Origin of the sequence: Nonomuraea sp. 3-1Str, assembly GCF_031570565.1 — a bacterium.
Classification (GTDB): domain Bacteria; phylum Actinomycetota; class Actinomycetes; order Streptosporangiales; family Streptosporangiaceae; genus Nonomuraea.
In genome coordinates this window covers 42506-65148 of the sequence record NZ_JALHBK010000031.1, presented here as the reverse complement: position 1 = coordinate 65148, position 22643 = coordinate 42506, and the positions used below count along the sequence as shown (strand labels likewise).

Genomic DNA, 22643 nt, shown 5'->3' with positions numbered 1-22643 from the left:
CTACGCCACTCCGTGTGAGCGACCGGGCCACCCGCCGGATACCGTGGTGGACATGAGCGGCAATGAGCCCCGCTGGACACAGACCTGGCTGGGCGGAGTGCGGGCGGCGGGCGTCGATCTCGGCTATCCGGGCGAGCGGCTGGGCCTGCCCGAGGAGGGCAGCGGCTCGGTCGCCGGATGGGGCCGGCGCATCACCGCCCTGGTCATCGACTGGCTGATCTGCACCTGGGCCATCACCCAGCTCCTCCTGCGGATCGACCCCGCCGAGTCGCCCTGGGTGCCCGCCGTCGTGTTCGCCGTGCAGTACCTCGTGCTGGTGGCGTTCATGGGGCAGACGTTCGGCCACCGGCTGGCCGGCATCCGGGTGGCGGCCATGGACGGCGGCGACCCGCGGCTGGTGCCCACGCTGACGCGCACCTTGCTGCTCGCCCTGGCCGTGCCCGCGCTGATCTTCGACCGCGACCACCGCGGGGTGCACGACCGCGTGTCCCACACCGTCGTCGTCCGCATGTGACACACGATCCCGGAAAAGGCGTACCCGGTTCGGTTCTGAACCGGGTACGCTTTTCTGTGTGATGGCAGGACTGAGGGAGCGCAAGAAGGAGCAGACGCGGCGGCGCATCGCCGAGGTCGCGCTGCGCCTGTTCGCCGAGCGGGGCTACGACGCGGTCACCGTCAACGAGGTCGCCGAGGCGGCCGGGATCGCCAAGGTGACGCTGTTCAGCTACTTCCCGAGCAAGGAGTCCCTGGCCCTGGAGGGCGTCAAGGACGACATGGCGCGGGTCGTGGCCGAACGGGCGCCGGGGGTGACGCCGCTGGCCGCGCTGCGCGCCCACTACCGGGGGCTGGCCGCCGGCCCCGCCGAGGTGGATGTGGAGGCGCTCATGGCGCGCGTGCGGGTCATCTCCTCCAGCCCGGCGCTGCTGGCGGGCCTCCAGCAGGCGTACGCGGAGGAGCGCGAGGAGCTCGCCGCCGCCCTGGCCACGAGCGCCGCGAGCCCCGTTCCGGAAGGGGAGGTCGACCTGGTGGCCCGCGTCATGGCGGCCCAGATCACCGCCACGGTCACCGCCCTCCAGGAGACGTTCTTCTTCCGCCTGTCCTGCGGGACGCCCCTCGCGGAGGCGGGCCGGCGCCTGGCCGAGGACGTGGAGCTCGCCTTCGACCTGCTGGAACGCGGCCATGGTCACGTCGACGACAAGGATGGATCATGAAAAAGGGCATCAACTACGACACCGGCTTCCTCAACGGGCCCGAGCGGTCCCGCCGGGCGTTCGACCGCGAGAGCGCCCGCCGCGAGATGCGGGTCATCGCCGAAGACCTGCACTGCCGGGCGGTGCGCGTCTCCGGCGGCGACCCGGAGCGCCTCGGCGTCGCCGCCGAGGAGGCCGCCGCGGCCGGCCTGGAGGTGTGGCTCGCGCCCTTCCCGGTGGACCAGCCGCGCGAGGAGACGCTCGCCCTGTACGCCGACTGCGCCGCCCGGGCCGAGACGTTACGGCGCGACGGCGCCGAGGTGGTCCTCGTCACCGGCTGCGAGACCAGCGCCTTCGGGCCCGGCTTCATACCCGGTGACACCTACCGCGAGCGGCTGCAACTCATGATGGACGGCGACCTGGCGTGGTGGCAGTCGCTCGGCGAGGTCATGACCCGCTTCAACGTCTTCCTCGCCGAGGCGGCCGCCACGGTCCGGCCCCTGTTCGGCGGCCGGGTCACCTACGCGGCCGGGCCGTGGGAGTACATCGACTGGAGCCCGTTCGACCTGGTGAGCGTGGACGCCTACCGGGCCGCGTACAACGCCGCCAACTTCCGCGAGGAGCTGCGCGCGCACCTCCGGCACGGCAAGCCGGTCGCGGTCACCGAGTTCGGCACCTGCGCCTACCAGGGCGCGGGCGAGCGCGGCGGCACGGCCTGGCTGGTGCCCGACGGGGCCGTGCCGGACGAGGACGAGCAGGTGCGCTACCTCACCGGGCTGCTCGACGTGTTCGAGGAGGAGGGCGTGGAGACGGCGCTGTGGTTCACCTTCGCCGCCTACAACCGCACCGGGGCGGACGACATCGGCTCCTACGGCGTGATCCGGCTGCTCGACGAGGCGCGCTGGGAGCCCAAGAAGGTCTTCCACGCCATGGCCGCCCGCTACGCCGGGGGCTGAGCGCCGCCAGGTCCGCCCGCGCCGCGCTTCGCCGGCCCCTCGCTGGGCAAGATCCTCCAGGTCGGGCCGCGCGGGCCGCTCGGGACGATCCGCCTGCCGCGGTCTCGTCCCGGGGACACCCGCCCACGACCGCGTCAGGAGACAGCCAGTGGAGACCGAAGCCTTCCAGGCGGTGCTCGCCGCCGTCCGCACCCTCGTGCGCGAGGAGGTCGTGCCCGCCGGGGACGTCATCGAGCGAACCGGCGAGCCTCCCGAGGCCATCCGCGAACAGCCGCTCAAGGCGGCGGGGCGGTGACGGAGCGGGCCGCGCCCGCCGGGCGGCGCTCCCGGCCGCTGCTCGGCATGCGGGTCGTCGAGATCTCCGGCTACGTGGCCGGCCCGCTGGGCGGGATGACGCTGGCCCAGCTCGGCGCCGACGTGATCCGGGTGGAGCCGGTCGGCGGCGCCGCCGACCGTACCCGCTGGCCGCTGGCCCCGAGCGGGACGAGCCTGTACTGGTCGGGCCTCAACAAGGGCAAACGCGCCGTCGAGGTGGACCTGTCCCGCGAGGAGGGACGCGAGCTCGTCGCCGCCCTGATCGTCAGCGGGGGAGACCGCGGGGGAATCGTGATCACGAACTCCGCGCGGCACCCGGAGCTCACCTTCGAGGCGTTGAGCGAGCGCCGCCCCGACGTGATCCACGTGCTGCTCACCGGCCGCCGGGACGGCGGGGCCGCGGTGGACTACACCGTCCAGGCGGCGACCGGCTTCCCCCTGCTGACCGGCCCGGAGGGCACGGCGGGGCCGGTGAACGGCGTCGTGCCCGCCTGGGACGTCGCCGCCGGGCTCTACCTGGCGGTCGGACTGCTCGCGGCCGAGCGGCACCGGCTGCTGACGGGCGAGGGGCAGCAGGTCCGGGTCGCGCTGGAGGACGTCGCCCTGGCGACCGCCGGCAACCTCGGCTACCTCGCCGAGGCGCAGCTCGGCGGCACACCACGGGAACGCGACGGCAACCACGTGTACGGCACCTTCGGCCGTGACTTCGCCACCGCCGACGGCGGGCGGCTGATGATCGTGGCGCTCACCGCGCGGCACTGGCGGGACCTCCTGGCCGCGACCGGCCTCACCGAGGTGGTCGCCGCGCTGGCCTCGGCGCTCGGGGCGGACCTCGGCCAGGAGGCGGAACGCCACCGGCACCGCAAGGTGCTCGGCGAGCTGCTCGCGGGCTGGTTCGAGACCCGTACCCTGGCCGAGGCGGAGACGGCCCTGCGCGCCACCCGCGTGCTGTGGTCGGCGTACCGCAGCTTCGCCGACCTCGCCGCCGGCGACGCGCGCCCGCTGCGGGAGAGCCCGCTGATGGCGCCGCTCACGCAGCCCGGCGTCGGCACGCACCTGGCGCCGGGATCACCGCTGGTGATGAACGCGGAGCAGGCTCCGCCGGAGCCGGCGCCGCCGGTGGGCCGTCACACGGGCGAGGTGCTGCGGGCCGAGCTGGGGCTGGCGGCGGCGGACCTCGCGGCCCTGGCGGACAAGGGCGTCATCCGGACGCGCGACACCGGGCGGCACACCGGATGACGCCAGTCGATCGCACGCGACAGAATCGGGTGAGAGAGTCATGACGCTACTCGACCGCAAAACGGCGGTCATCACCGGCGGCGCGCAGGGCATCGGCCTGGCCATCGCCGAGGTCTTCGTCAAGGAGGGGGCCAGGGTGGTCCTCGGCGACCTCAACCTCGACGCCGCCCAGGCCGCGGCCAAGCAGCTGGGCGGCCCCGCGGCGGCCCGGGCGGCGCGGTGCGACGTCACGAACGCCTCCGACGTGGACGCCCTGCTCCAGACCGCCCTGGACGCCTTCGGCACGCTGGACGTCATGGTGAACAACGCCGGGATCACCCGCGACGCGACGATGCGCACCATGACCGAGGACCAGTTCGACCAGGTCGTGGACGTCCACCTCAAGGGCACCTGGAACGGCACGCGCAAGGCGGCGGCCATCATGCGGGAGCGGAGGAGCGGCGCCATCGTGAACATCTCCTCGCTGTCGGGCAAGGTCGGCATGGTCGGCCAGACCAACTACTCCGCCGCCAAGGCCGGCATCGTCGGCCTGTCCAAGGCCGCCGCCAAGGAGCTGGCGCACCACGGCGTGCGGGTCAACGTCATCCAGCCGGGCCTGATCCGTTCGGCCATGACCGAGGCCATGCCGCGGAAGGCGTGGGACCAGAAGATGGCCGAGATACCGATGGGGCGCGCGGGCGAGGTGGGCGAGGTCGCCACCGTCGCGCTGTTCCTGGCCTCCGACCTGTCCTCGTACATGACCGGCACGGTGCTGGAAGTGACCGGCGGAAGGCTCATGTGACGCCGACGGGCTGGGAACCGCACACCCTCACCACCACCGAGACGGTCGACCCGCATCCGGTCGCGGCGCTGTCCGCGCTGTTCGACGACGGCACGCCCGCGCCCGGCCCGGGTGACCCGCTGCCGCCGCTGTGGCACTGGCTCGCCCTGGCGCGCTGGCCCGCCTCCTCCACGCTCGGGACCGACGGCCATCCGGCGCGCGGGACGTTCCTGCCTCCGGTCGAGCTGCCGCGCCGGATGTTCGCCGGCGGCGAGGTCGTCTTCCACAGCCCGCTCACGGTGGGCGGCACGGTCCGGCGCGAGGCGCGCGTGGAGTCGGTCACCGAGAAGTCCGGCCGCTCGGGGAAGCTGGTCGTCGCGGCCGTCGCCACCAGGCTGTACGACGAGGACGACCGCCTGGCGATCGAGGAGCGGCAGGACATCGTCTACCGGGACGCGGGAGCCGTCGCCGCCTCCGAGGTCCCGGCCGAGCCGGCGGCCGGCCTGGCCCCCGCCGGCGCCCCCCTCACCCGGGCGGGGGAGTGGGCCTGGGACCTCGCCACCGACCCGGCCCTGCTGATGCGGTTCAGCGCGGCGACGTCGAACCCGCACCGGATCCACTACGACTGGCCGTACGCCACCCGGATCGAGGGCTACCCCGGCCTGGTGGTGCACGGACCCCTGATGACGCTCGCCCTCGCGGAGGTCCTGCGCCTCGAAGGGCAGCACGCCCCGGTCCTCCGCATGCGGCACAGGAACCGCGGGCCGCTCTTCTGCGGCCAGACCGCGCGGCTGCTCCGGATCGGGGACGCCCCGCTCACCCTGGGCGTGTCCGGCCGCGATCCCGGCGAGCCCCGTACCACGTTGACGATCGAGTTCCAGGAAGGCGCCGGCCATGCGTGAAGCCGTCATCTGCGAGCCCGTCCGCACCCCGATCGGCCGCTACGGCGGGATGTTCAGGAGCCTGACGGCGGCCGACCTCGGGGTGACCGCACTCAAGGGCCTCCTCGACCGCACCGGCGTCGCGCCGGAGGTGATCGAGGACGTCATCCTCGGCCACTGCAACGCCAGCGGCGAGGCGCCGGCGATCGGCCGGGTCGTCGCCCTGGACGCCGGCCTGCCCGCCACCGTCCCCGGCCTGCACCTCGACCGCCGGTGCGGCTCCGGCCTGCAAGCCGTGATCTACGCCGCCCTGCAGGTGCAGACCGGGGCGCACGAGGTCGTCGTCGCGGGCGGCACCGAGAGCATGAGCAACGCCGCGTTCTACTCGCTCGACATGCGGTGGGGCGCCAGGAACGGCGTGGCCGTCCACGACACCCTCGTACGCGCCCGGCAGACCGCCGGCGGCAGGAACCACCCCGTGCCCGGCGGCATGCTGGAGACCGCCGAGAACCTGCGCCGCGCGTACGCGATCCCCCGGCAGGAGCAGGATGAGCTGGCCCTCCTGTCCCACCAGCGGGCGGTCCGGGCCCAGGCGGACGGGATCCTGGCCGAGGAGATCGTCCCGGCCGCGGTGAAGGTCAAGGGCGGTGAGACGGTGATCGACACCGACGAGCACCCGCGCGCCGACACCTCGCTGGAGTCGCTGGGCAGGCTCAGGCCGATCATGCTCGGCTCCGACCCGGAGGCCACCGTCACGGCCGGCAACGCCAGCGGGCAGAACGACGCGGCCGCCCTGTGCCTGGTCACCACCCCCGAGCGCGCCGAGCGGCTCGGGCTGCGTCCCCTGGTCCGCCTCGTGTCCTGGGCCGTGGCGGGAGTCGAGCCGAAGACCATGGGCATCGGGCCGGTCCCCGCCACCGCGGCCGCCCTCGGCCGCGCCGGCCTGTCCCTGACCGACATGGACCTCATCGAGCTGAACGAGGCGTTCGCGGCCCAGGCGCTGGCCGTCATGAGGGAGTGGAAGTTCGGCGAGAAGGACCTGGAACGCACGAACGTCCACGGCTCCGGCATCTCGCTCGGTCACCCGGTGGGGGCCACCGGCGCGCGGATGCTCGCGACGCTGTCCCGCGAACTGCACCGGCGCCAGGCCCGCTACGGCCTGGAGACCATGTGCATCGGCGGAGGGCAGGGGCTGGCCGCCGTCTTCGAGCGGGTGACGCCATGACCGCGCAGGTGGGTCCGTAGCCGGACCATGACCCGGCCGGGAGGCTGCGTGCGGCGGCCGGCCGGGGTCCCCGGCCGCGCACCGCCCGTGGCGTCAGGGGCGTTCGGCGGTGAAGATCGCGGTGCCCGGGATGTGCCGGCCGCGCAGCGGGCTCCAGCCGCCCCACACCCGCTCGTGACCCGCCGGCCACTCCGGCTCCAGCAGCCCGGTCACGCTCAGCCCGGAGGCCACGACCAGGCCCACCCAGTCGCCCATGGTGCGATGGTGCTCGACGTACGTGGGCACGCCGTCCTCGTCGCTCTCCACGTACGGCGTGCGGTCGAAGTACGACCGGTCGGACGTCAGCCCGCCCGGCCCCGGATCGTCGGGGAAGGCCCACCGGATCGGATGGCTCACCGAGAACACCAACCGCCCGCCGGGCCGCAGCACCCGGCGCACCTCCCGGAACACCGCCGCCGGGTCGGCCACGAACGGCAGCGCGCCGAAGGCCGAGCACGCCAGATCGAACGACCCGGCGGCGAACGGCAGCGCCTCGGCGTCCGCCTGCACCACCGGCACCCGCACGCCGGTCTCCATGTCGATGCGCCGGGCATGGCGGAGCTGGCGGTGCGACAGGTCGAACGCGGCCACCTCGGCGCCCTGGGTCACCAGCCAGCGCGCGCACTGGGCCGCGCCGCAGCCGATCTCCAGCACCCGCCGCCCGCGCACGTCGCCCAGCAGGCCCGCCTCGGCCTCGTCGACCCCCTCCGGGCACCAGACGAACCCGGTGTCACGCAGGAAGTCGCCGTGCTCGACCTGGTAGTCGTCGGCGTTGCCGTCCCACCAGCCGCGGTTGGCCCGCGACGAAGAGGACGGCATCTAGCGCATCTTGGGGCCGCGCGGCATCCGCGAGCCCTTGGGCATCGGGCCCTTGGGCATCGGCATGTTCTTCGGCAGCGACCGCAGGCGGTCCTTGACCTCGTTAACCGCGGGCTTCTTCAGGTTGCGCGGCAGCTTCATGATGTGGCGCTGCAGCTTCGACAGCGGCACCTGGCCCTCGCCGTCACCGCACTGGATGTCGTAGATCTCGATGCCCAGCACCACCCGGGCGACCCGCTTCTTCTCGGCGGCCAGCATCCGCGCCACCCGGTTGCCCGGGCCCTCCGACACCAGCACCACGCCCGGGTAGCCGACCACCATGTGCACGAGGTCCTGGTCGCGGTTGACCGCGATGGCCGGGGTGACCTGCCAGGCGCCGCGCATGCCCTGCAGCACCGCCGCGCCCGCGCCGGTCTGGCCGTGCAGGATCGAGTACTGGGCGCGCTGGGCGAGCTGGCCGAACACGACCAGGCCCACGGTGAGCCCCAGCATCACGCCGAGGAACACCGAATACCACAGGAAGCCCGTGACCATGCCGATCACGACGACCACAGCGAGCGTGCCGATCGCCGACAGGAACACGATGGGCAACCCCTTGGGGTTGGCCTGCTGGATGACCTGCGCGATCATGCGGAGCTGCTTGATGCGCCCCGGCTTCTCTGGGTCCACGGACTTCGCCATGTTCGCAAGGATACAAACCAACCGGTCCTGAAAGGAAAACGTGACCTTACCGGCCAGGACACGGCGCGGCGCCCCCCACCGGGAGGCGCCGCGACAACCCGTGCGTCAGGCGCTCTGCCGCGCCTCGATCGCCTGCTGGTAGAGCCGGCCCGCGCGGTACGACGAGCGCACCAGCGGCCCGGACAGCACGCCGGCGAAGCCGATGGCCTCGGCCTCGGCCTGCAGCTCCACGAACTCCTCCGGCTTGACCCACCGCTCCACCGGATGGTGGCGGGGCGTCGGGCGGAGGTACTGGGTGATGGTGAGCAGGTCGGTGCCGGCCGCGTGCAGGTCGCGCATGGCCTCGACGACCTCCTCGCGCGTCTCGCCCATGCCCAGGATCAGGTTGGACTTGGTCACCAGGCCCGCCTCGCGCGCCATGGTGATCACCGCCAGGGACCGCTCGTAGCGGAACGCCGGCCGGATCCGCTTGAAGATCCGCGGCACGGTCTCGACGTTGTGCGCGAACACCTCGGGCTTGCTGGAGAAGACCTCCTCCAGCTGCCCGCGGTCGCCGTTGAAGTCGGGCACCAGCAGCTCGACGCCGCAGCCGGGCAGCAGGGAGTGGATCTGCCGCGCGGTCTCGGCGTACAGCCAGGAGCCGCCGTCGGGCAGGTCGTCACGGGCCACGCCGGTCACCGTGGCGTAGCGCAGGCCCATCTGCTGGACCGACTCGGCCACCCGGCGCGGCTCGTCCCGGTCGTACTCCTTGGGCTTGCCCGTGTCGATCTGGCAGAAGTCGCACCGGCGCGTGCACTGGTCGCCGCCGATGAGGAACGTCGCCTCGCGGTCCTCCCAGCACTCGTAGATGTTGGGGCAGCCCGCCTCTTCGCAGACCGTGTGCAGGCCCTCCCGGCGCACGAGCGATTTCAGCTCGGTGTACTCGGGGCCCGTCCTCAGCTTGGTCTTGATCCACGGGGGCTTGCGCTCGATAGGGGTCTCGGCGTTGCGCACCTCCAGGCGGAGGAGCTTTCGGCCTTCAGGAGCAACGGTCACCAGCCCAGCTTACGTCTCGCCGGGACCTGGACCACGCGAGGGGTGGATTCCCGCGGGGGGTATCAGACGATCAGGCCGAACCCGCGGACGGCCCGGGTGTAGTGCCGCAGGAGCTCGTCGTCGATCCGGTGCGACTCGGCCGCGCCGAGCAGCTCCGAGCCCGCGTCCGAGCCCAGGCCCGAGCTCCGGGCGAAGTCCTGGCCGGAGCCCTGTTCCGCGCCCTTTCCCGACCCCGCGGACGGCCGCGCGGCCCGCGCCAGCGCCTGCTCCCGGATGGCCGGCACGCCCTCCCCGCGCAGCGCCGCGGCCTGCATCGGCGCCAGGTACCGGCCGCTCGCCAGCAGCCCGCGCACCTCGGCGAGGTCGCGCGCCGGCACGACCCGCCGCGCCAGGTCCTCGCGCCGCCGCTCGACGCGGTCCGCGTCCGCCCGCGCCAGCCGGGTCAGTCCCCGCTCCAGCAGGAGCAGCGGACCGCCCAGCACCCGGCCGACGAGACGGCCCAGCAGCCCGGCCGCCTCGTACCCGGTGCCCGGCTGGTGGAGCGGGCCGAGCGACGAGGCGAGCACCTTCGTCTGCGCCTCGTGCCGCACCTCCAGCGGCGCCGCCCCCAGGAGCGCCTCGCGCCACTCGGCCAGCGTCGCCAGCGCGCCGTCCACGACCAGCTCCTCGACCGTGGGCGTCTCCGCGTACGCCAGGGCCAGCGCCGCCGCCCGCTGCCGGGGCGACAGGGCCAGCCACAGCGGCAGCCCCACCACGAGCACGGGCCTGCGGAACGGGCCGACCCGCAGCAGACGGGAGACCGGGTCGAGGTCGCGTACCGCCACCTCGCGCGGGCGCGGCCCGCCGGCCCGGTCCGCCACCCGCTCGGCGAGGCCGTACAGCTCTCCGGCGGCCTCGCGGCCGAGGACCTCGGCGTCGGCCGGCAGCCGCCCGCCCAGCCGGGGGCGCAGCATCCAGCCGAGCGCCACCAGCACGCCGCCCACCAGCCAGCCGAAGACCATCTCGGCGTTGACGGCGGCGATCCACACCCCGGTCACGACGAAGGCGAGAGTGAGGGCGTGCACGAGGACCGCGAGGAGAAGAGTGATCAGCCGGTTCACGGCCTGAGCGTAGACGCCCGTCCCGTCCCCGGCCATCCCTTTCGCGGCACCGAGGCCGCTACCTTCGCATGAGGTCCTCTTCGTGCAGGTCGAACGGCTGCATGCCGAGCGACTCCGACAGCCGCTTCTCCGCGATCGGCAGGACCTCGTCCACCACGATCCGCCGGCCCGTCTCCGCCGACAGCGACGTCACCCCCACGTCGGGGATGCCGCACGGCAGGATCCGGTCGAACCAGCGCGGGTCGTTGGCGCAGTTGAGCGCGAACCCGTGCATCGTGACGCCGCGCGACACCCGGATGCCGACCGCGCCGATCTGCCGGTCGGGCAGCCCGAGACCGGGATCGCCGGACGTCCACACGCCGGCCCGGCCGCTCACCCGGCGGGCGACGACCCCGAAGTCGGCGCAGATCTGGATCATCGCCTCCTCCAGGCGGCACACGTACGTCGTCACGTCGCCGACGGCCACGATCGGGTACGCGACGAGCTGGCCAGGACCGTGCCAGGTGACGCGCCCGCCCCGATCGACGTCGATCACCGGCGTGCCGTCGGCGGGCCGCTCGTGCGGCGCGGCACGCCTGCCGGCCGTGTAGACCGGAGCGTGCTCCAGCAGGAGCACCGTGTCGGTCAGCTCGCCGGCGACCCGTTTGCCGTGCACCTGACGCTGCAGGGCCCAAGCCTGCTCATAGGGGACGTCGACACCGAGGCGGACGATGGCGAGTGCGAGGGGATCGACCCCGTGCCTGGGGCGCATGGGTCCATTGTGCCGTTCCGTCACCCTTGAAGGGTAATTCAGGAGGTCAGCAGGCGCGGCTCGATCCTGAACTCCTTCACCCCGCCGTCGCCGTCGTGCTCCACCCGGTAGGCGTACGCGCCCGGTCTCGTGCTGACCGCCTGGATGAACTCGGTGCCCACGTAGTGCAGCCCCACGCCCTCGTCGGCCGCGTAGCCGCCGGGCATCTCCCCGCCGGCCACCGAGGCCTGGAGCAGCGCGCGCCGCTGCGGGTCGGAGTCGTAGTGCACCCCGCACGCGTAGGGGAGCAGGGCCAGGCCGTCGGCCCACACCCGCAGCTCCGGCCCGAAGGAGTCGGTGTTGCCGCCGACGTGCCAGCACAGCGCGCCCGCGCTCTGCCCGGACAGCACCACCCCGGCCCGCCACGCCTCCTCGAACGCCTCGTCCAGGCCGTGCAGCCGCCACAGCGCCATCAGGTTGGCCACGCTGCCGCCGCTGACGTAGATGACGTCCTGCTCCAGGATCCAGGCCCGGGGGTCGGCGACGTTGGGCATGGGGAAGACGGTCAGGTGGCTCACCTCGACGTCCCACCCGGCGAACGCCCCGTACATCTTCAGCAGCCAGTCGGCGTCGTCGCCCGTCGCGGTGGCCAGCAGGCCCAGGCGTGGCCGGTCCTGGCCGGTCAGGTCGAGCGCGTAGCGCAGCAGCGGGCTCGCCTGGAGGAAGCCGTGGCGCTGGGTGGGAACGAACGATCCGCCGCCGATGGCCAGAATGTGCGACTGCCCTGACCTGCTCATGCCGGTGCCTCCCCAAGGTGCCGATGCTGCGAGAACAGCACCCTAGAGTACGGCGCGCAGCGCCTCGTCGAGACTGGTATGGGCGAAGCCGTACCCGGTGTCCTCCAGCCTGCGCGGCAGGACGCGGTGCCCGGGCAGCAGCGCCTCCCTGGCGAACTCCCCGATCCCCAGGCTGAGCGCGAACGCCGGCACCGGCATCGGCACCGTGCCCTTGCGCAGCGCCTTGCCCAGGGTCCGCGTGAACGTCTCGTTGGTGACAGGTGCGGGCGAGGTGAGATTCACCGGGCCGGACGCCTCACGGTGGTCCAGGACGTGCAGCACCGCGCCCACCCAGTCCGTCTCCGAGATCCACGACCAGTACTGCCGGCCCGAGCCGAGCGGGGCGCCGAGCCCGGCCCGGAAGATCGGCAGCATCCGGCCGAGCGCGCCGCCCCGCCGGCTCAGCGCCAGACCGGTGCGCAACTGCGCCGTCCGGACCCCCAGCGACTCCGCCTCCCGGGCCTCGCGCTCCCAGCGGGCGCACAGCTCCGCCAGGAAGCCACGTCCCTGGCCCGCGCTCTCGTCGATCGGCCGGTCGCCCGTGTCGCCGTAGAAGTCCACCCCGGAGGCCGACAGCAGCGCCTCAGGCGGCCGTGACAGCCCTCTGAGGGCCGTCACCAGGGTGCGGGTGCCCTCGATCCGGCTGCGGACGAGCTCGCGCTTGTAGGCGGGGCTCCAGCGCCGGTCACCGATGGGCGCCCCGGCGAGGTGGACCACCGCGGTGGCGTCCTCCAGGGCCGCGGGGTCCAGCACGCCCGCGGACGGGTCCCAGAACCGCTCGTCCGGGCCCGCGGGCGGGCGCCGCACCAGTGCGACGACCCGGTCGCCGCGCTCCCGCAGGGCCCCGGCCAGCGCACTCCCCAGCAGCCCGGACGCCCCGGTCACGATGATCGCCATCAACCCACCCTACGCCGCGCCCTCGCGCCTCACGGGGCAGCACGCCGGGAGCCCGCCGCACGGAAAGAGGCCCGGACGACAACCGTCCGGGCCTCCTCACGGGAACCGTGTCACCCCGCGTCACGCGGGGACCGGGTCACGCCAGGCCGAGCTGGGCCTCGAAGCGGCCCTCCTCCAGACGGCGCTTGACCGTCGTCAGGAAACGGGCGGCGTCGGCGCCGTCCACCAGGCGGTGGTCGTACGTCAGCGCCAGGTACACCATCGAGCGGACCGCGATGACCTCGCCCTCCGGCGTGTCCACCACCACGGGACGCTTGACGACGGCGCCGGTGCCCAGCATGCCGACCTGCGGCTGGTTGAGGATCGGCGTGTCGAACAGGGCGCCGCGGCTGCCGGTGTTGGTCAGCGTGAACGTGCCGCCGGTGATCTCGTCGGGCGTCACCTTGTTGGCGCGGGTGCGCTCGGCCAGGTCGGCCGTCTTACGGGCCAGCCCGGCGAGGTTGAGGTCGCCGGCGTTCTTGATGACCGCCGCGATCAGGCCGCGCTCGGTGTCGACCGCGATGCCCAGGTGCTCGACGTCGAAGTAGGTGACCTCCATGGTCTCGTTGTTGATCGTCGCGTTGAGCTTGGGGTGCTGCTTGAGCGCCTCGATCGCGGCCATCTCGAAGAACGGCATGAACGACAGCTTGACGCCCTCGCGGCGCAGGAACTCGCCCTTGGCCTGGTCACGCAGCCGAGCGATCTTGGTGACGTCGACCTCGACGACCGTGGTGAGCTGAGCCGCGGTCTGCAGCGACTCGACCAGCCGCTTGGACATGGTCTGCCGCAGGCGCGACATCTTCTCGGTGCGGCCGCGCAGCGTGGTGTCGACCTCGACGGGCTCGGGCGCCGCGGCCGGGGCCTGCGCCGCCGGGGCCTGGGCGGCCGGGGCCGCGGCGGCCGGCTGGGCGGCGGGGGCCTGGGCGGCCGGCTGGGCCTGCTCGCGCTGCGCCTTGGCGGCCTCCAGCACGTCCTGCTTGCGGATGCGGCCGCCGACGCCGGTGCCGGTGATCGCCTCCAGGTCGACGCCGTGCTCGTTGGCGAGCTTGCGCACCAGCGGCGTCACGTACGGGCTCTCACCCGTGGACGGGGCAGCGGGCTCGGCCGGGGCCTGCGCCTGCGGGGCGGGGGCCTGCGGGGCCGGGGCCTGCGGAGCCGGAGCGGGGGCCGGCGCGGGCGGGGCCTGCTGCGCCTGCGGGGCCGGAGCCGGCTGCGGCGGGGCGGCCGGCTGGGCCGGCGCGGGCTGCGGGATCGACGAGGCCGGGGCGGGCTCAGGCTCGGGCTGCGCGGCGGGGGCCGGAGCCTCCTCCTGCGCGGGGGCGGCACCGCCGGCCTGGCCGTTCTCGTCGATGATGGCCAGCTCGGCGCCGACCTCGACGGTCTCGTCCTCCGCGACGACAATCTTGGTGATGACACCCGCTGACGGCGACGGGATCTCGGTGTCGACCTTGTCGGTCGACACTTCGAGGAGCGGCTCGTCGGCCTCGACGCGCTCGCCCTCCTTCTTCAGCCAACGGGTTACCGTGCCCTCGGTGACGCTCTCGCCGAGCTGGGGCATCTGTACGGAGACCGGCATCGTTATCTTCTCTCGCGTTCTGATCTCGAGGGCTGGACTAGTTGTGAACGTGCAGCGGCTTGCCGGCCAGTGCCAGCATCGCCTCACCCATGGCCTCGGACTGGGTCGGGTGTGCGTGGATGAGCTGGGCGACCTCTGCGGGCAGCGCCTCCCAGTTGTAGATCAGCTGACCCTCGGTCACGAGCTCGCCGATGCGGCGGCCCACCATGTGGACGCCGACGACGGGCCCGTCCTTCTGGGCGATGACCTTGACCGCTCCCGCGGTGCCGAGGATCTGGCTCTTCGGGTTGCCGGCGAGGTCGTAGACCTGCTCCACGATCTCGATGCCGCGCTCGGCGGCCTGCGCGGACGTGATGCCCACCGAGGCGACCTCGGGGTCGGAGTAGGTGATGCGCGGCACTCCGGCGTAGTCGATGGGCGGCGGGTTGAGGCCGGCGATGTGCTCGGCGACCATGATGCCCTCGGCGAAGCCGGCGTGGGCCAGCTGCAGGGTGGGGATCAGGTCGCCGATCGCGTAGATGCCGGGGACCGACGTGCGGCAGTGCTCGTCCACCACGACGGCGCCGCGCTCGATCGTGATGCCGGCCTCCTCGAAGCCCATGCCGGAGGACACCGCGCCGCGGCCGACCGCGACGAGCAGCACCTCGGCGTCGAGGGTCTTGCCGTTGGCCAGGGTGACCACCACGCCCGTGTCGGTGGTCTTGGCGCTGTCGAAGAAGACGCCCAGCTCGTACTTGATGCCACGGCGGCGGAAGGCCCGCTCCAGCAGCTTGGAGCTCGACTCCTCCTCGGTGGGCAGCAGATGCGGCAGCGCCTCGACGATCGTGACCTCGGCGCCGAACGAGCGGTAGACGCTGGCCAGCTCGACGCCGATCACGCCGCCGCCCAGCACGATCACGGAGGCCGGGACGTGGTCCATGGTCAGCACGTGCTCGCTGGTGATGACGCGCTCGCCGTCGATCTCCAGGCCGGGCAGGGAGCGGGGCGCGGAGCCGGTGGCGAGGACGAGGCTGGCGCCCTCGTACACCTCGGAGCCGACCTGGATCGCGCGCTCCCCGACGAGGCGGCCCTCTCCCTCGACGATCGTCACGCCGGCGCCCTTGAGCAGCCCCTGCACGCCCTTCCAGGCGCGGGTGACGATCTTGTCCTTGAACGCGTGGACGCCGGGGACGTCGATGCCGTCGAAGCGCGCCTTGACGCCGAACGTCTCGCTCTCGCGGGTCTCGTCGGCGACCTCGGCGGAGTGCAGCAGAGCCTTGGTGGGGATGCATCCCCGGTGGAGGCAGGTGCCGCCGATCTTGTCCTTCTCGATCAGGGCGACGGACTTGCCCAGCTCGGCAGCCCTCAGCGCGCAGGCATAGCCGCCGCTGCCGCCACCTAGGACGACGATGTCGTAGGCCACAGGAAGGCTCCTTGTCGGGGTGTTCGTGATGCCGTCATCTTTTCATTTGTTTCAGATGCTCGCGTGCCGCTCGGCCAGTCCGATCAGGGTCCGGGTGATGGCGCCCGTGCCGCCCTTGGGGATGTAGCCGTACGGCTCGCCCTTGTTGAAGGCGGGGCCGGCCATGTCGATGTGCGCCCAGCGCACGCCGTCGGGCACGAACTCCTTGAGGAAGATGCCCGCGGCCAGCATGCTGCCCCAGCGCTCGGGCTGGAGGTTGGCGATGTCGGCGATCGGCGAGTCGAGGCCCTTGCGCAGCTCCTCGGGCAGCGGCATGCCCCAGGCGCCCTCGCCGGCGGCCGTCGCGGCCTCGACGACGAGCTCCCGGACGGCGTCGTCGTTGGCCATGACGCCGGCCGTGCGCCAGCCGAGCGCGACGATCTGCGCGCCGGTGAGCGTGGCCACGTCCACGATCAGGTCGGGGGCGTCCTCGGCGGCGCGGGCGATGCCGTCCATGAGCACCAGGCGGCCCTCGGCGTCGGTGTCGAGCACCTCGACGGTCTTGCCGCTGTAGCTGTGGATGACGTCGGAGGGGCGCTGCGCGGTGCCGCTCGGCAGGTTCTCGGCCAGGCAGAGGTAGCCGACGGCGTTGACCGGCAGGCCCAGGCGGGCGATGCCGAGCAGCGCGCCGAAGACGGCCGCCGCGCCGCCCATGTCGGACTTCATCCAGTCCATGGACGCGGACGGCTTGAGCGACAGGCCGCCGGAGTCGAAGGTGATGCCCTTGCCCACGAACGCCAGCGTCTTGCCCGCGTCGGGGTGGGTGTAGGAGAGGCGGACGAGCCGCGGCGGGTTGGCCGAGCCCTGGCCGACGCCGATGAGGCCGCCGTAGCCGCCGTCCTTGAGCTGCTTCTCGTCGAGCACCTCGACCGTCAGGCCGGCCTTCGCGGCCGCCTGCTCGGCGATCTCGGCGAACTTGCCCGGCCACAGGTCGGAGGGCGGGGTGTTGACCAGGTCGCGCACCAGGGTGACGGATTCGGCGAGCGCGGTGACCCGCTCCGCGATCCGTCCGGCCTCCTCGGCGGGGAGCGGGGACAGCACCTCCAGCTCGGCCACGGGCGCCTTGGCGCCTTCGCCGGTGCGGTAGCGGCTGAAGCCGTACGCGCCGAGCAGCGCGCCGAGGGCGTCGCCCTCGGCGTCCGCGGCGGACCCGGCGGGCAGCGCGAGCGCGGCGCGGGCGGTGCCGGCGAGGGAGCGGGCGGCGGCGCCGGCCGCGCGCCGCAGGCCCTCCGCGTCGTCCTTGCCGGACGCATCGTCACCCAGGCCCACCGCGACCAGCAGCGGGGCGGTGATGGCGCCGAAGGTGGGGATCTTGGCGATCTCGCCGGGCCGGCCGCTGAAGCCGGCGGCGGTCAGGGAGGCGGCGAGCTTGCCCCCGAAGGCCGCGTCGAGCGCGTCGGCGCTCGTGACGGGGCGGGGGGCTTCGGAGCCGGACCGGAACCCGACGATCAGCGCGTCGGTGTCGAAAGAGACGGGATCTGCTGAGTTCAGCCGCACAGTGGTCACGTAAATGGACTCTATCGAGGGTTACGAGGTACTCACAAACAGGGGTTCATCCCACCTATCAGCGGTGATGGAATGGTGCTAGTGTCATTGGCATCATGTTGCTGACACTCGACCTCAACGACGCCCGGCCCCTGCACGAGCAGGTGGCGGCGGCCATCCGCCGGGCCATCGGCGAGGGCTCGTACGCCCCTGGAGACCGGCTGCCGCCGGCCCGTGACCTGGCCCTGGCGCTCGGCATCAACACCAACACGGTGCTGCGCGCCCTGCGCGACCTGCGCGACGAGGGCCTGCTGGAGTTCAGGCGGGGACGGGGCGTCAGCGTCGCCGGCGCCGCCGGCGGCCGCGCCCTGCTGGTCCAGCGGGCGCGCGAGCTGCTGGAGGACGCCCAGAGGCACGGCTACCGCCGCGAGGACCTCATCACCATCCTGGAGGAGCTGCCATGACCCCCCGAACGTCGGCCACGCTGTGTGGCCTCCTGGTCTCCGCGGTCCTGGCCGTGGCGCCGCTCGCCGTACGGGACCGGCTGCCCGACCCGGTCGCCACCCACTGGAGCGGCGGGTCCGGGCCCGACGGCGCGATGCCGCTCGCCGTGTCGACGATGATGATCGTGGCGCTCTGGAGCGTCCTCTGGGTCACCCTCGTCGTGCTCGCCCCGATGGCGCAGGAGCGCAGGAACGGCCGGGCCGGGTGGTGGGGCGCCCTCGCCGGGGGCGCCGTGCTCTTCCTCGGGCTGGGCGGCATGAGCCTGCTGGCCAACCTGGACGCCGCCTCCTGGACCGAGGCACGGCTGAGCGGCTGGCGGGTGGCCGCGGTCCTGGGCGTGTCCCTGGCCGTGGGCGTGCTGGCCGGATACCTGCGCCGCGGCGAGACCGACCCGCCGTCCGCGGGGGAGTCCGCGCCGCCGTCGCTGCGGCTCCAGGCCGGCCGGCGCGCCGTGTGGGTCGGCCGGGCCGGCAACCGATGGCTGGCTGCGGTGACCGTGGTCGCCGGGGTGGCGCTGTGCGTCGTGGCCGTGCTCGTGCTGCTCGGCCTGGCCGGCGGCGGCGCCGCTCGCGCGCTGCTGCCCGGCCTGGGGATCACGCTGGCCGTCGGCCTGTTCACGTCGTCGCTCGCGGCGCGGGTCACCGAGGACGGGCTCGCGATCGGGCTCGGGCCGCTGAGGTGGCCGGTGCGCAGGATCCGCCTGGACGCCATCGAGCGGGCGTGGGCCGAGACGCGCAGCCCCGCCGAGGTCGGCGGGTGGGGCTTCCGCGGCCTCCCGGGCAGCGCCACGATCATGCTGCGCGGCGGGGAGTGCCTGGTGGTCCGTTACCGCTCGGGCGGGCAGTTGGCGATCAGCGTCGACGACGCCGAGCGCGGGGCGTCCCTGATCAACGCCCTCATCGCCGAACGGGCACCCGTATGAACCGGCTGCCGGTGTTCCTGGCCGTGTCGTTCGGGCTGGCGTGGGTCGTGGCGCTGCCCGTCTGGCTCGCCGGCGGCCTCGGCACGCCGCCGACGCAGGTGTCGGCGGTGCTGATGATGTTCACGCCCGCTCTGGGCGTGCTGGCTGTGTGGCTGCTGCCGGGCCGGTCGGGTGGACCGGGCGGTTCCGGCGGGACCCGGCGGCCGCCGTTCCGCGTGTTCGCCCGCGAGACGGGGCTGACGCTGGGGGAGCGGCCCGGCCGCACCCTGCTGCTCGTGCTGCTCGCCTGGCTCGGCGTGCCGCTGCTCGTGGCGGTGTCGATCGCACTCAGCGCCGCGCTGGGGCTGGTCTCGCTGGACCTCACCCGGTTCAGCCTGTTCCAGGAGGCACTGCGGGCGCAGGGGGCGCAGGTGCCGGCCGGGCTCTCCACGATGGTCACCGTCCAGGTCGTGCTCGCGGTGCTGGCCGGCCCGCTGCTCAACGCGGTCCCGGCACTCGGCGAGGAGTGGGGCTGGCGTGGCTGGCTGGTGCCCCGGCTCGTGGCCGCGCGCGGTCCGGTCGCCGGGCTGATCCTCTCCGGCGTCGTCTGGGGGCTCTGGCACGCGCCGCTCACGCTCCTGGGCTACAACTACGCTCGCCTCGGCCCGTGGGCCGCCCTCTACTTCGTGGGGTTCTGCGTGGCGGCCGGGGTGGTGTTCGGCTGGCTGCGGCTGCGCTCGGGCAGCGTGTGGCCCGCCGTGGTCGCCCACGGCTCGGTGAACGCGGTGACGGGCGTCGTCGTGCTGCTCGGCGACGCCGCCGCGCCGCCCGACCCGGTCGTGGCCGGGCTCACGGGCCTGGTCGGGTGGGCCGTACTCGCCGTGACGGGTGTGGCGCTGCTCCGCTTCTTCCCCGTACGGCGGCCCGGGCCCGCCGCCTCGCCGCTCACGGAGCCCTCGCACGCGGACCCCTGATCCGGGGCTCTGCGCTCCGCCCGCCTTCGCGTACGGAGTCCGGAACGCGGCCCCGCGGGTCGGCCCGTGCGGGTCAGCCCGCCATCGCGCACACCACCAGGACGCCCGTCGTCGCCGTCTCCACCAGCGCGCCGAGCACGTCCCCGGTGACGCCTCCCAGCCGGCTCCGTGCCCGCCGGAGCAGCAGCAGAGCGACTCCCAGCCCTGCGGCCATGGCGAGGGGCAGCAGCAAGGCGAGCGGCACAGCGCTGGGGAGCCCCACGCCGGACAGCCCGGTGCCGGCCAGCCCGGCGCCGGCGGCCGCGGTGAGCGTCGCCGCGGTCACCAGCCATGCGGTCGCGGGCCGTACCGTGCCGGCGACCGCCGATCCCAGCCCGCCGGGCCGCGCGGCCGGCACCCCCGGACGGCAGGCCCAGACGAGGGCCAGCCGCCCCGTCACGCAGGCGGTCACCAGCGCGTACGGCCCGGCCGCCGCCAGCGCGGCCACCTGGGCGAACAGCGTGATCACCAGCGTCATGACACCGAACGGCCCGATGTCCGACTTTTTCATGATGTCGAGAGCTTGACCGGCGGGCTTGCCGCTGCCCAGCCCGTCGGCCAGGTCCGCCAGCCCGTCCAGGTGGAGCCCCCGCGTCAGTACCGCGAGCACCCCCACCGCCAGCACCGCGCCCAGCAGCGGCGGCCCCGGGAGCAACAGCGGCAGGCAGGCCACCGCCCCCAGCACCAGCCCCACGGCCGGCGCCACGAGCATGGCCACGCCCGCGGCCCGCCGGTCCACCCGTTCCACGCGTACCGGGAAGATCGTCAGCATGCCCACGGCCAGCCGGAGCCCGTCCATCCGGCCCGTCCCGCCCGGCGAGGAGCCGGGAGATCCCCCGCGAAGCCGCATAACGGTCGATGGTACGGCCGTTAGGGTGAGCGGATGCACGTGGTTCAACTCGAAGGCGTAGCGGTCCGGGTCGTCGGCAAGACGCTGCTGAGCGGCGTCGACTGGCGGGTGGAGTACGGCGAGCACTGGGCGATCCTCGGCCCCAACGGGGCGGGGAAGACGACGCTGCTGTCGCTGGCCGCCGCCGTGCGGCACCCGACCGAGGGCGCGGTCAGCGTGCTCGGCCACCGCCTCGGCCGGGTCGACCTGCGGTCCCTGCGCCGCCACATCGGCCTGGTCGCCTCCAGCCAGCGCCTGGTCGACGAAGGGCTCCTGGAGGAGGAGGGGGCCACCGCGCTCACCGTGGTGCTCACCGGGCACACCGGGACCAGCGCCCCTCTCTGGGACAGATACGGCGACGCCGAGCGTGACCGCGCCCTGCGCCTGCTGGCCGACCTCGGCTGCAAGGACCTGGCCGACCGGCCGTTCCGGGTGTGCTCCCAGGGGGAGCGGGCCCGGATCAGGGTGGCCAGGTCGCTCATGCCCGACCCGGCGGTGCTGCTGCTGGACGAGCCGTACGCCGGCCTGGACCTGCCGGCCCGCGAGGACCTCATCGCAGCGGTCGAGGACCTGGCGGCGACGCGGCCGGTGCTCACCACGATCACGGTGACGCACCACCTGGAGGAGATCCCCGCCACGACCACGCACGCCATGCTCATGCGCGACGCCCGCGTCCAGGCGGCGGGGCCGGTGGCGGACGTCCTCACGCCCGCCAACCTGTCCGAGTGCTTCGGCCGCGCCCTCCACGTCGACCGCCTCGACGGCCGCTGGTACGCCCGCGCCGTCCGTCCCTGACCGTCCGCCCTGACCATCCGCCCTGATCATCCGTCCCTGACCGTCCGGCCACCTCGCCCGGCCACCTCGCCCGGCCACCTCGCCCGGCCACCTCGCCCGGCCACCTCGTCCGGCCCGGTGGGAGGTCACGGCAGGGGGACGAGGCGGCCCGCCACGACGAGGGCGACGTCCTCCGACTCGGCCGCCAGGCGCTCGTTGAGGCGGCCCAGCGCGTCCCTGAACATCCGCCCGCTCGGCGTCGCGGGCACCACGCCCATGCCCACCTCGTCCGACACCGCCACGACGCGGCACCGAGCCCCGCGCCAGGCCGCCACCAGCTCGTCGCACCGCCGCCGCACGGCGGCCCGGTCGCCCTCCCAGGCGCCGTGCTCGTCGAACACCGCCGCCAGCCACGTGCCCAGCCCGTCCACCAGCAGCGGCGTGGTGGCGTCCCGCACCGCCCCGGCGAGGTCGGTCGTCTCCAGCGTCGCCCAGTGCGCCGGCCTGCGCCGCCGGTGCGCGCTGATCCGCGCCGCCCACTCGGCGTCGCCCTCGCCGCCGGGGCCGGTGGCGACGTAGGTGACGTACGGCTCGGCGGCCAGCCGCAGCTCCGCCTCGGCCGACTTCCCCGAACGCGTCCCGCCCAGCACCAGCTCACGCCACGGACGGCCCACGGGCGTCACGCCGGAAACTGTCCCCTCCGGACGGCCCACGGGCGTCACGCCGGGAACCGTCCTCTCCGGGCGGGCCCCGGCTGATCGGTGGGCCGTGTCGAGTGTCGTGCCGTCCGGCACGGCCCGCGCGCCCCACAGCGCCAGCCGCCGGGCCAGCTCCTCCTCGGAGCGCACCCGGTGGTCGAGCCCGACCGCCACCACGAGGGTGTCCCCGTCCGCGATCCCTTCGCGGCGCAGCAGCCCGAGCCGCTCCGGCCGGTCGAGCAGGTCGATCAGCAGCAGGTCGCAGCGGCCACGCCCGCCCGCCGTCTCCGAAAGGCCGGTGCCCGGCAGGCCGGTCGGGTGGCCGGAAGGCGCGTACAGCACGCGTGTGCCGTCGGGGCCCTCCAGGCCGTGGCCTTCCCCGAAGGCGCGGTAGCCGGACGGCGGGGAGTGGCACGGCAGGCGTACGGCGCCGTCCACGATCGCCTCGAACGGCCGCCGGCGACCGGCGGGAAGACGCCCGCAGGAGGCGCACCGGCAGCCCGGCTCCGGCCAGCCCGCGCCACCCGCCGTACCGGGGAGAAAGACCTTCACCGCGCCGAGGGTACGCGCCCCGGCGGCCCGCGGCGGCACGCCCCGTCCCGGGCCGGGCGGGCCGGAGC

At 74.1% G+C, this 22643-nt stretch carries 24 protein-coding genes; 12 read left to right on the top strand and 12 right to left on the bottom strand.

The window, feature by feature from the left end; translation table 11 throughout:
• Nucleotides 1-52: 52 nt before the first annotated feature.
• The 8 genes from MTP10_RS34960 to MTP10_RS34925 all read left to right on the top strand — a co-directional run bounded on the left by MTP10_RS34960 (nt 53) and on the right by MTP10_RS34925 (nt 6566).
• On the top strand, nt 53-514 hold the full coding sequence (locus MTP10_RS34960; RefSeq protein ID WP_310715150.1) for an RDD family protein: 462 nt from the start codon (nt 53-55) through the stop codon (nt 512-514).
• Nucleotides 515-575: 61 nt separating this feature from the next.
• Nucleotides 576-1211: a helix-turn-helix domain-containing protein gene (locus MTP10_RS34955; RefSeq protein ID WP_310715250.1), complete on the top strand. Its 636-nt coding sequence runs from the start codon at nt 576-578 to the stop codon at nt 1209-1211.
• Nucleotides 1208-2146 carry a hypothetical protein gene (locus MTP10_RS34950; RefSeq protein WP_310715149.1) on the top strand — a complete coding sequence of 313 codons (939 nt, stop codon included), beginning with the start codon at nt 1208-1210 and terminating at the stop codon, nt 2144-2146. The genes MTP10_RS34955 and MTP10_RS34950 overlap by 4 nt, the downstream gene beginning before the upstream one ends.
• Before the next feature lie 148 nt (nt 2147-2294).
• Nucleotides 2295-2441: a hypothetical protein gene (locus tag MTP10_RS34945; protein WP_310715147.1), complete on the top strand. Its 147-nt coding sequence runs from the start codon at nt 2295-2297 to the stop codon at nt 2439-2441.
• A complete protein-coding gene (locus tag MTP10_RS34940; RefSeq protein WP_310715146.1) occupies nt 2438-3700 on the top strand; it encodes a CoA transferase in 1263 nt (420 codons plus the stop codon). Before MTP10_RS34945 ends, MTP10_RS34940 begins: the two co-directional genes overlap by 4 nt.
• Nucleotides 3701-3740: 40 nt before the next feature.
• Nucleotides 3741-4481, top strand: coding sequence for a 3-oxoacyl-ACP reductase FabG (fabG, locus tag MTP10_RS34935; protein WP_310715143.1), 741 nt, complete (start codon nt 3741-3743; stop codon nt 4479-4481).
• Nucleotides 4478-5362 carry a MaoC family dehydratase N-terminal domain-containing protein gene (locus MTP10_RS34930; RefSeq protein WP_310715140.1) on the top strand — a complete coding sequence of 295 codons (885 nt, stop codon included), beginning with the start codon at nt 4478-4480 and terminating at the stop codon, nt 5360-5362. The genes fabG and MTP10_RS34930 overlap by 4 nt, the downstream gene beginning before the upstream one ends.
• Entirely contained in the window at nt 5355-6566 is a 1212-nt protein-coding gene (locus MTP10_RS34925) for an acetyl-CoA C-acetyltransferase (protein ID WP_310715138.1), read from the top strand. The genes MTP10_RS34930 and MTP10_RS34925 overlap by 8 nt, the downstream gene beginning before the upstream one ends.
• A gap of 93 nt (nt 6567-6659) precedes the next feature.
• Here the strand turns inward: MTP10_RS34925 and MTP10_RS34920 are convergent, their stop codons facing one another.
• From MTP10_RS34920 to MTP10_RS34875, 10 genes are all read right to left on the bottom strand, one after another.
• The gene (locus MTP10_RS34920; protein WP_310715137.1) at nt 6660-7424 is read right to left on the bottom strand and encodes a methyltransferase domain-containing protein; all 765 of its coding nucleotides are present in this window, start codon (nt 7422-7424) and stop codon (nt 6660-6662) included.
• The gene (locus MTP10_RS34915; protein ID WP_310715135.1) at nt 7425-8105 is read right to left on the bottom strand and encodes a DUF4191 domain-containing protein; all 681 of its coding nucleotides are present in this window, start codon (nt 8103-8105) and stop codon (nt 7425-7427) included. It abuts the gene before it with no gap.
• A gap of 105 nt (nt 8106-8210) precedes the next feature.
• A complete protein-coding gene (gene lipA / locus MTP10_RS34910; RefSeq protein ID WP_310715133.1) occupies nt 8211-9140 on the bottom strand; it encodes a lipoyl synthase in 930 nt (309 codons plus the stop codon).
• Nucleotides 9141-9202: 62 nt separating this feature from the next.
• The gene (locus MTP10_RS34905) at nt 9203-10240 is read right to left on the bottom strand and encodes a hypothetical protein (protein ID WP_310715130.1); all 1038 of its coding nucleotides are present in this window, start codon (nt 10238-10240) and stop codon (nt 9203-9205) included.
• A gap of 58 nt (nt 10241-10298) precedes the next feature.
• Nucleotides 10299-10991 (bottom strand): lipoyl(octanoyl) transferase LipB, encoded by a 693-nt coding sequence (lipB, locus tag MTP10_RS34900; protein WP_310715127.1) that lies wholly within the window; start codon nt 10989-10991, stop codon nt 10299-10301.
• 38 nt (nt 10992-11029) lie between these two features.
• The gene (locus MTP10_RS34895; RefSeq protein WP_310715126.1) at nt 11030-11767 is read right to left on the bottom strand and encodes a peptidase E; all 738 of its coding nucleotides are present in this window, start codon (nt 11765-11767) and stop codon (nt 11030-11032) included.
• A gap of 42 nt (nt 11768-11809) precedes the next feature.
• Nucleotides 11810-12703, bottom strand: coding sequence for a TIGR01777 family oxidoreductase (locus MTP10_RS34890; RefSeq protein ID WP_310715124.1), 894 nt, complete (start codon nt 12701-12703; stop codon nt 11810-11812).
• A 136-nt stretch (nt 12704-12839) separates the two neighbouring features.
• Nucleotides 12840-14318, bottom strand: coding sequence for a 2-oxoglutarate dehydrogenase, E2 component, dihydrolipoamide succinyltransferase (sucB, locus tag MTP10_RS34885; protein ID WP_310715122.1), 1479 nt, complete (start codon nt 14316-14318; stop codon nt 12840-12842).
• 37 nt (nt 14319-14355) lie between these two features.
• On the bottom strand, nt 14356-15720 hold the full coding sequence (gene lpdA / locus MTP10_RS34880; RefSeq protein WP_310715119.1) for a dihydrolipoyl dehydrogenase: 1365 nt from the start codon (nt 15718-15720) through the stop codon (nt 14356-14358).
• Between the two features lie 51 nt (nt 15721-15771).
• Nucleotides 15772-17265 (bottom strand): leucyl aminopeptidase, encoded by a 1494-nt coding sequence (locus MTP10_RS34875; protein WP_310715118.1) that lies wholly within the window; start codon nt 17263-17265, stop codon nt 15772-15774.
• 95 nt (nt 17266-17360) lie between these two features.
• Between MTP10_RS34875 and MTP10_RS34870 the strand changes: the two genes are divergently transcribed.
• Genes MTP10_RS34870 through MTP10_RS34860 form a run of 3 tightly spaced genes read left to right on the top strand, consistent with a single transcriptional unit; the run spans nt 17361 to nt 19623 of the window.
• Entirely contained in the window at nt 17361-17708 is a 348-nt protein-coding gene (locus MTP10_RS34870) for a GntR family transcriptional regulator (protein WP_310715117.1), read from the top strand.
• Nucleotides 17705-18670, top strand: a complete 966-nt coding sequence (locus tag MTP10_RS34865; RefSeq protein ID WP_310715115.1) for a hypothetical protein — start codon at nt 17705-17707, stop codon at nt 18668-18670. The genes MTP10_RS34870 and MTP10_RS34865 overlap by 4 nt, the downstream gene beginning before the upstream one ends.
• On the top strand, nt 18667-19623 hold the full coding sequence (locus MTP10_RS34860) for a CPBP family intramembrane glutamic endopeptidase (RefSeq protein WP_310715113.1): 957 nt from the start codon (nt 18667-18669) through the stop codon (nt 19621-19623). Before MTP10_RS34865 ends, MTP10_RS34860 begins: the two co-directional genes overlap by 4 nt.
• Before the next feature lie 73 nt (nt 19624-19696).
• Here the strand turns inward: MTP10_RS34860 and MTP10_RS34855 are convergent, their stop codons facing one another.
• On the bottom strand, nt 19697-20512 hold the full coding sequence (locus tag MTP10_RS34855; protein WP_310715110.1) for an adenosylcobinamide-GDP ribazoletransferase: 816 nt from the start codon (nt 20510-20512) through the stop codon (nt 19697-19699).
• Nucleotides 20513-20545: 33 nt separating this feature from the next.
• On the opposite strand from MTP10_RS34855, the gene MTP10_RS34850 reads away from it, so the two are divergent.
• On the top strand, nt 20546-21346 hold the full coding sequence (locus MTP10_RS34850; protein WP_310715107.1) for an ATP-binding cassette domain-containing protein: 801 nt from the start codon (nt 20546-20548) through the stop codon (nt 21344-21346).
• A gap of 125 nt (nt 21347-21471) precedes the next feature.
• On the opposite strand, the gene MTP10_RS34845 is transcribed toward MTP10_RS34850, so the two are convergent.
• Nucleotides 21472-22575, bottom strand: a complete 1104-nt coding sequence (locus tag MTP10_RS34845; protein WP_310715105.1) for a bifunctional adenosylcobinamide kinase/adenosylcobinamide-phosphate guanylyltransferase — start codon at nt 22573-22575, stop codon at nt 21472-21474.
• Nucleotides 22576-22643 lie beyond the last annotated feature (68 nt).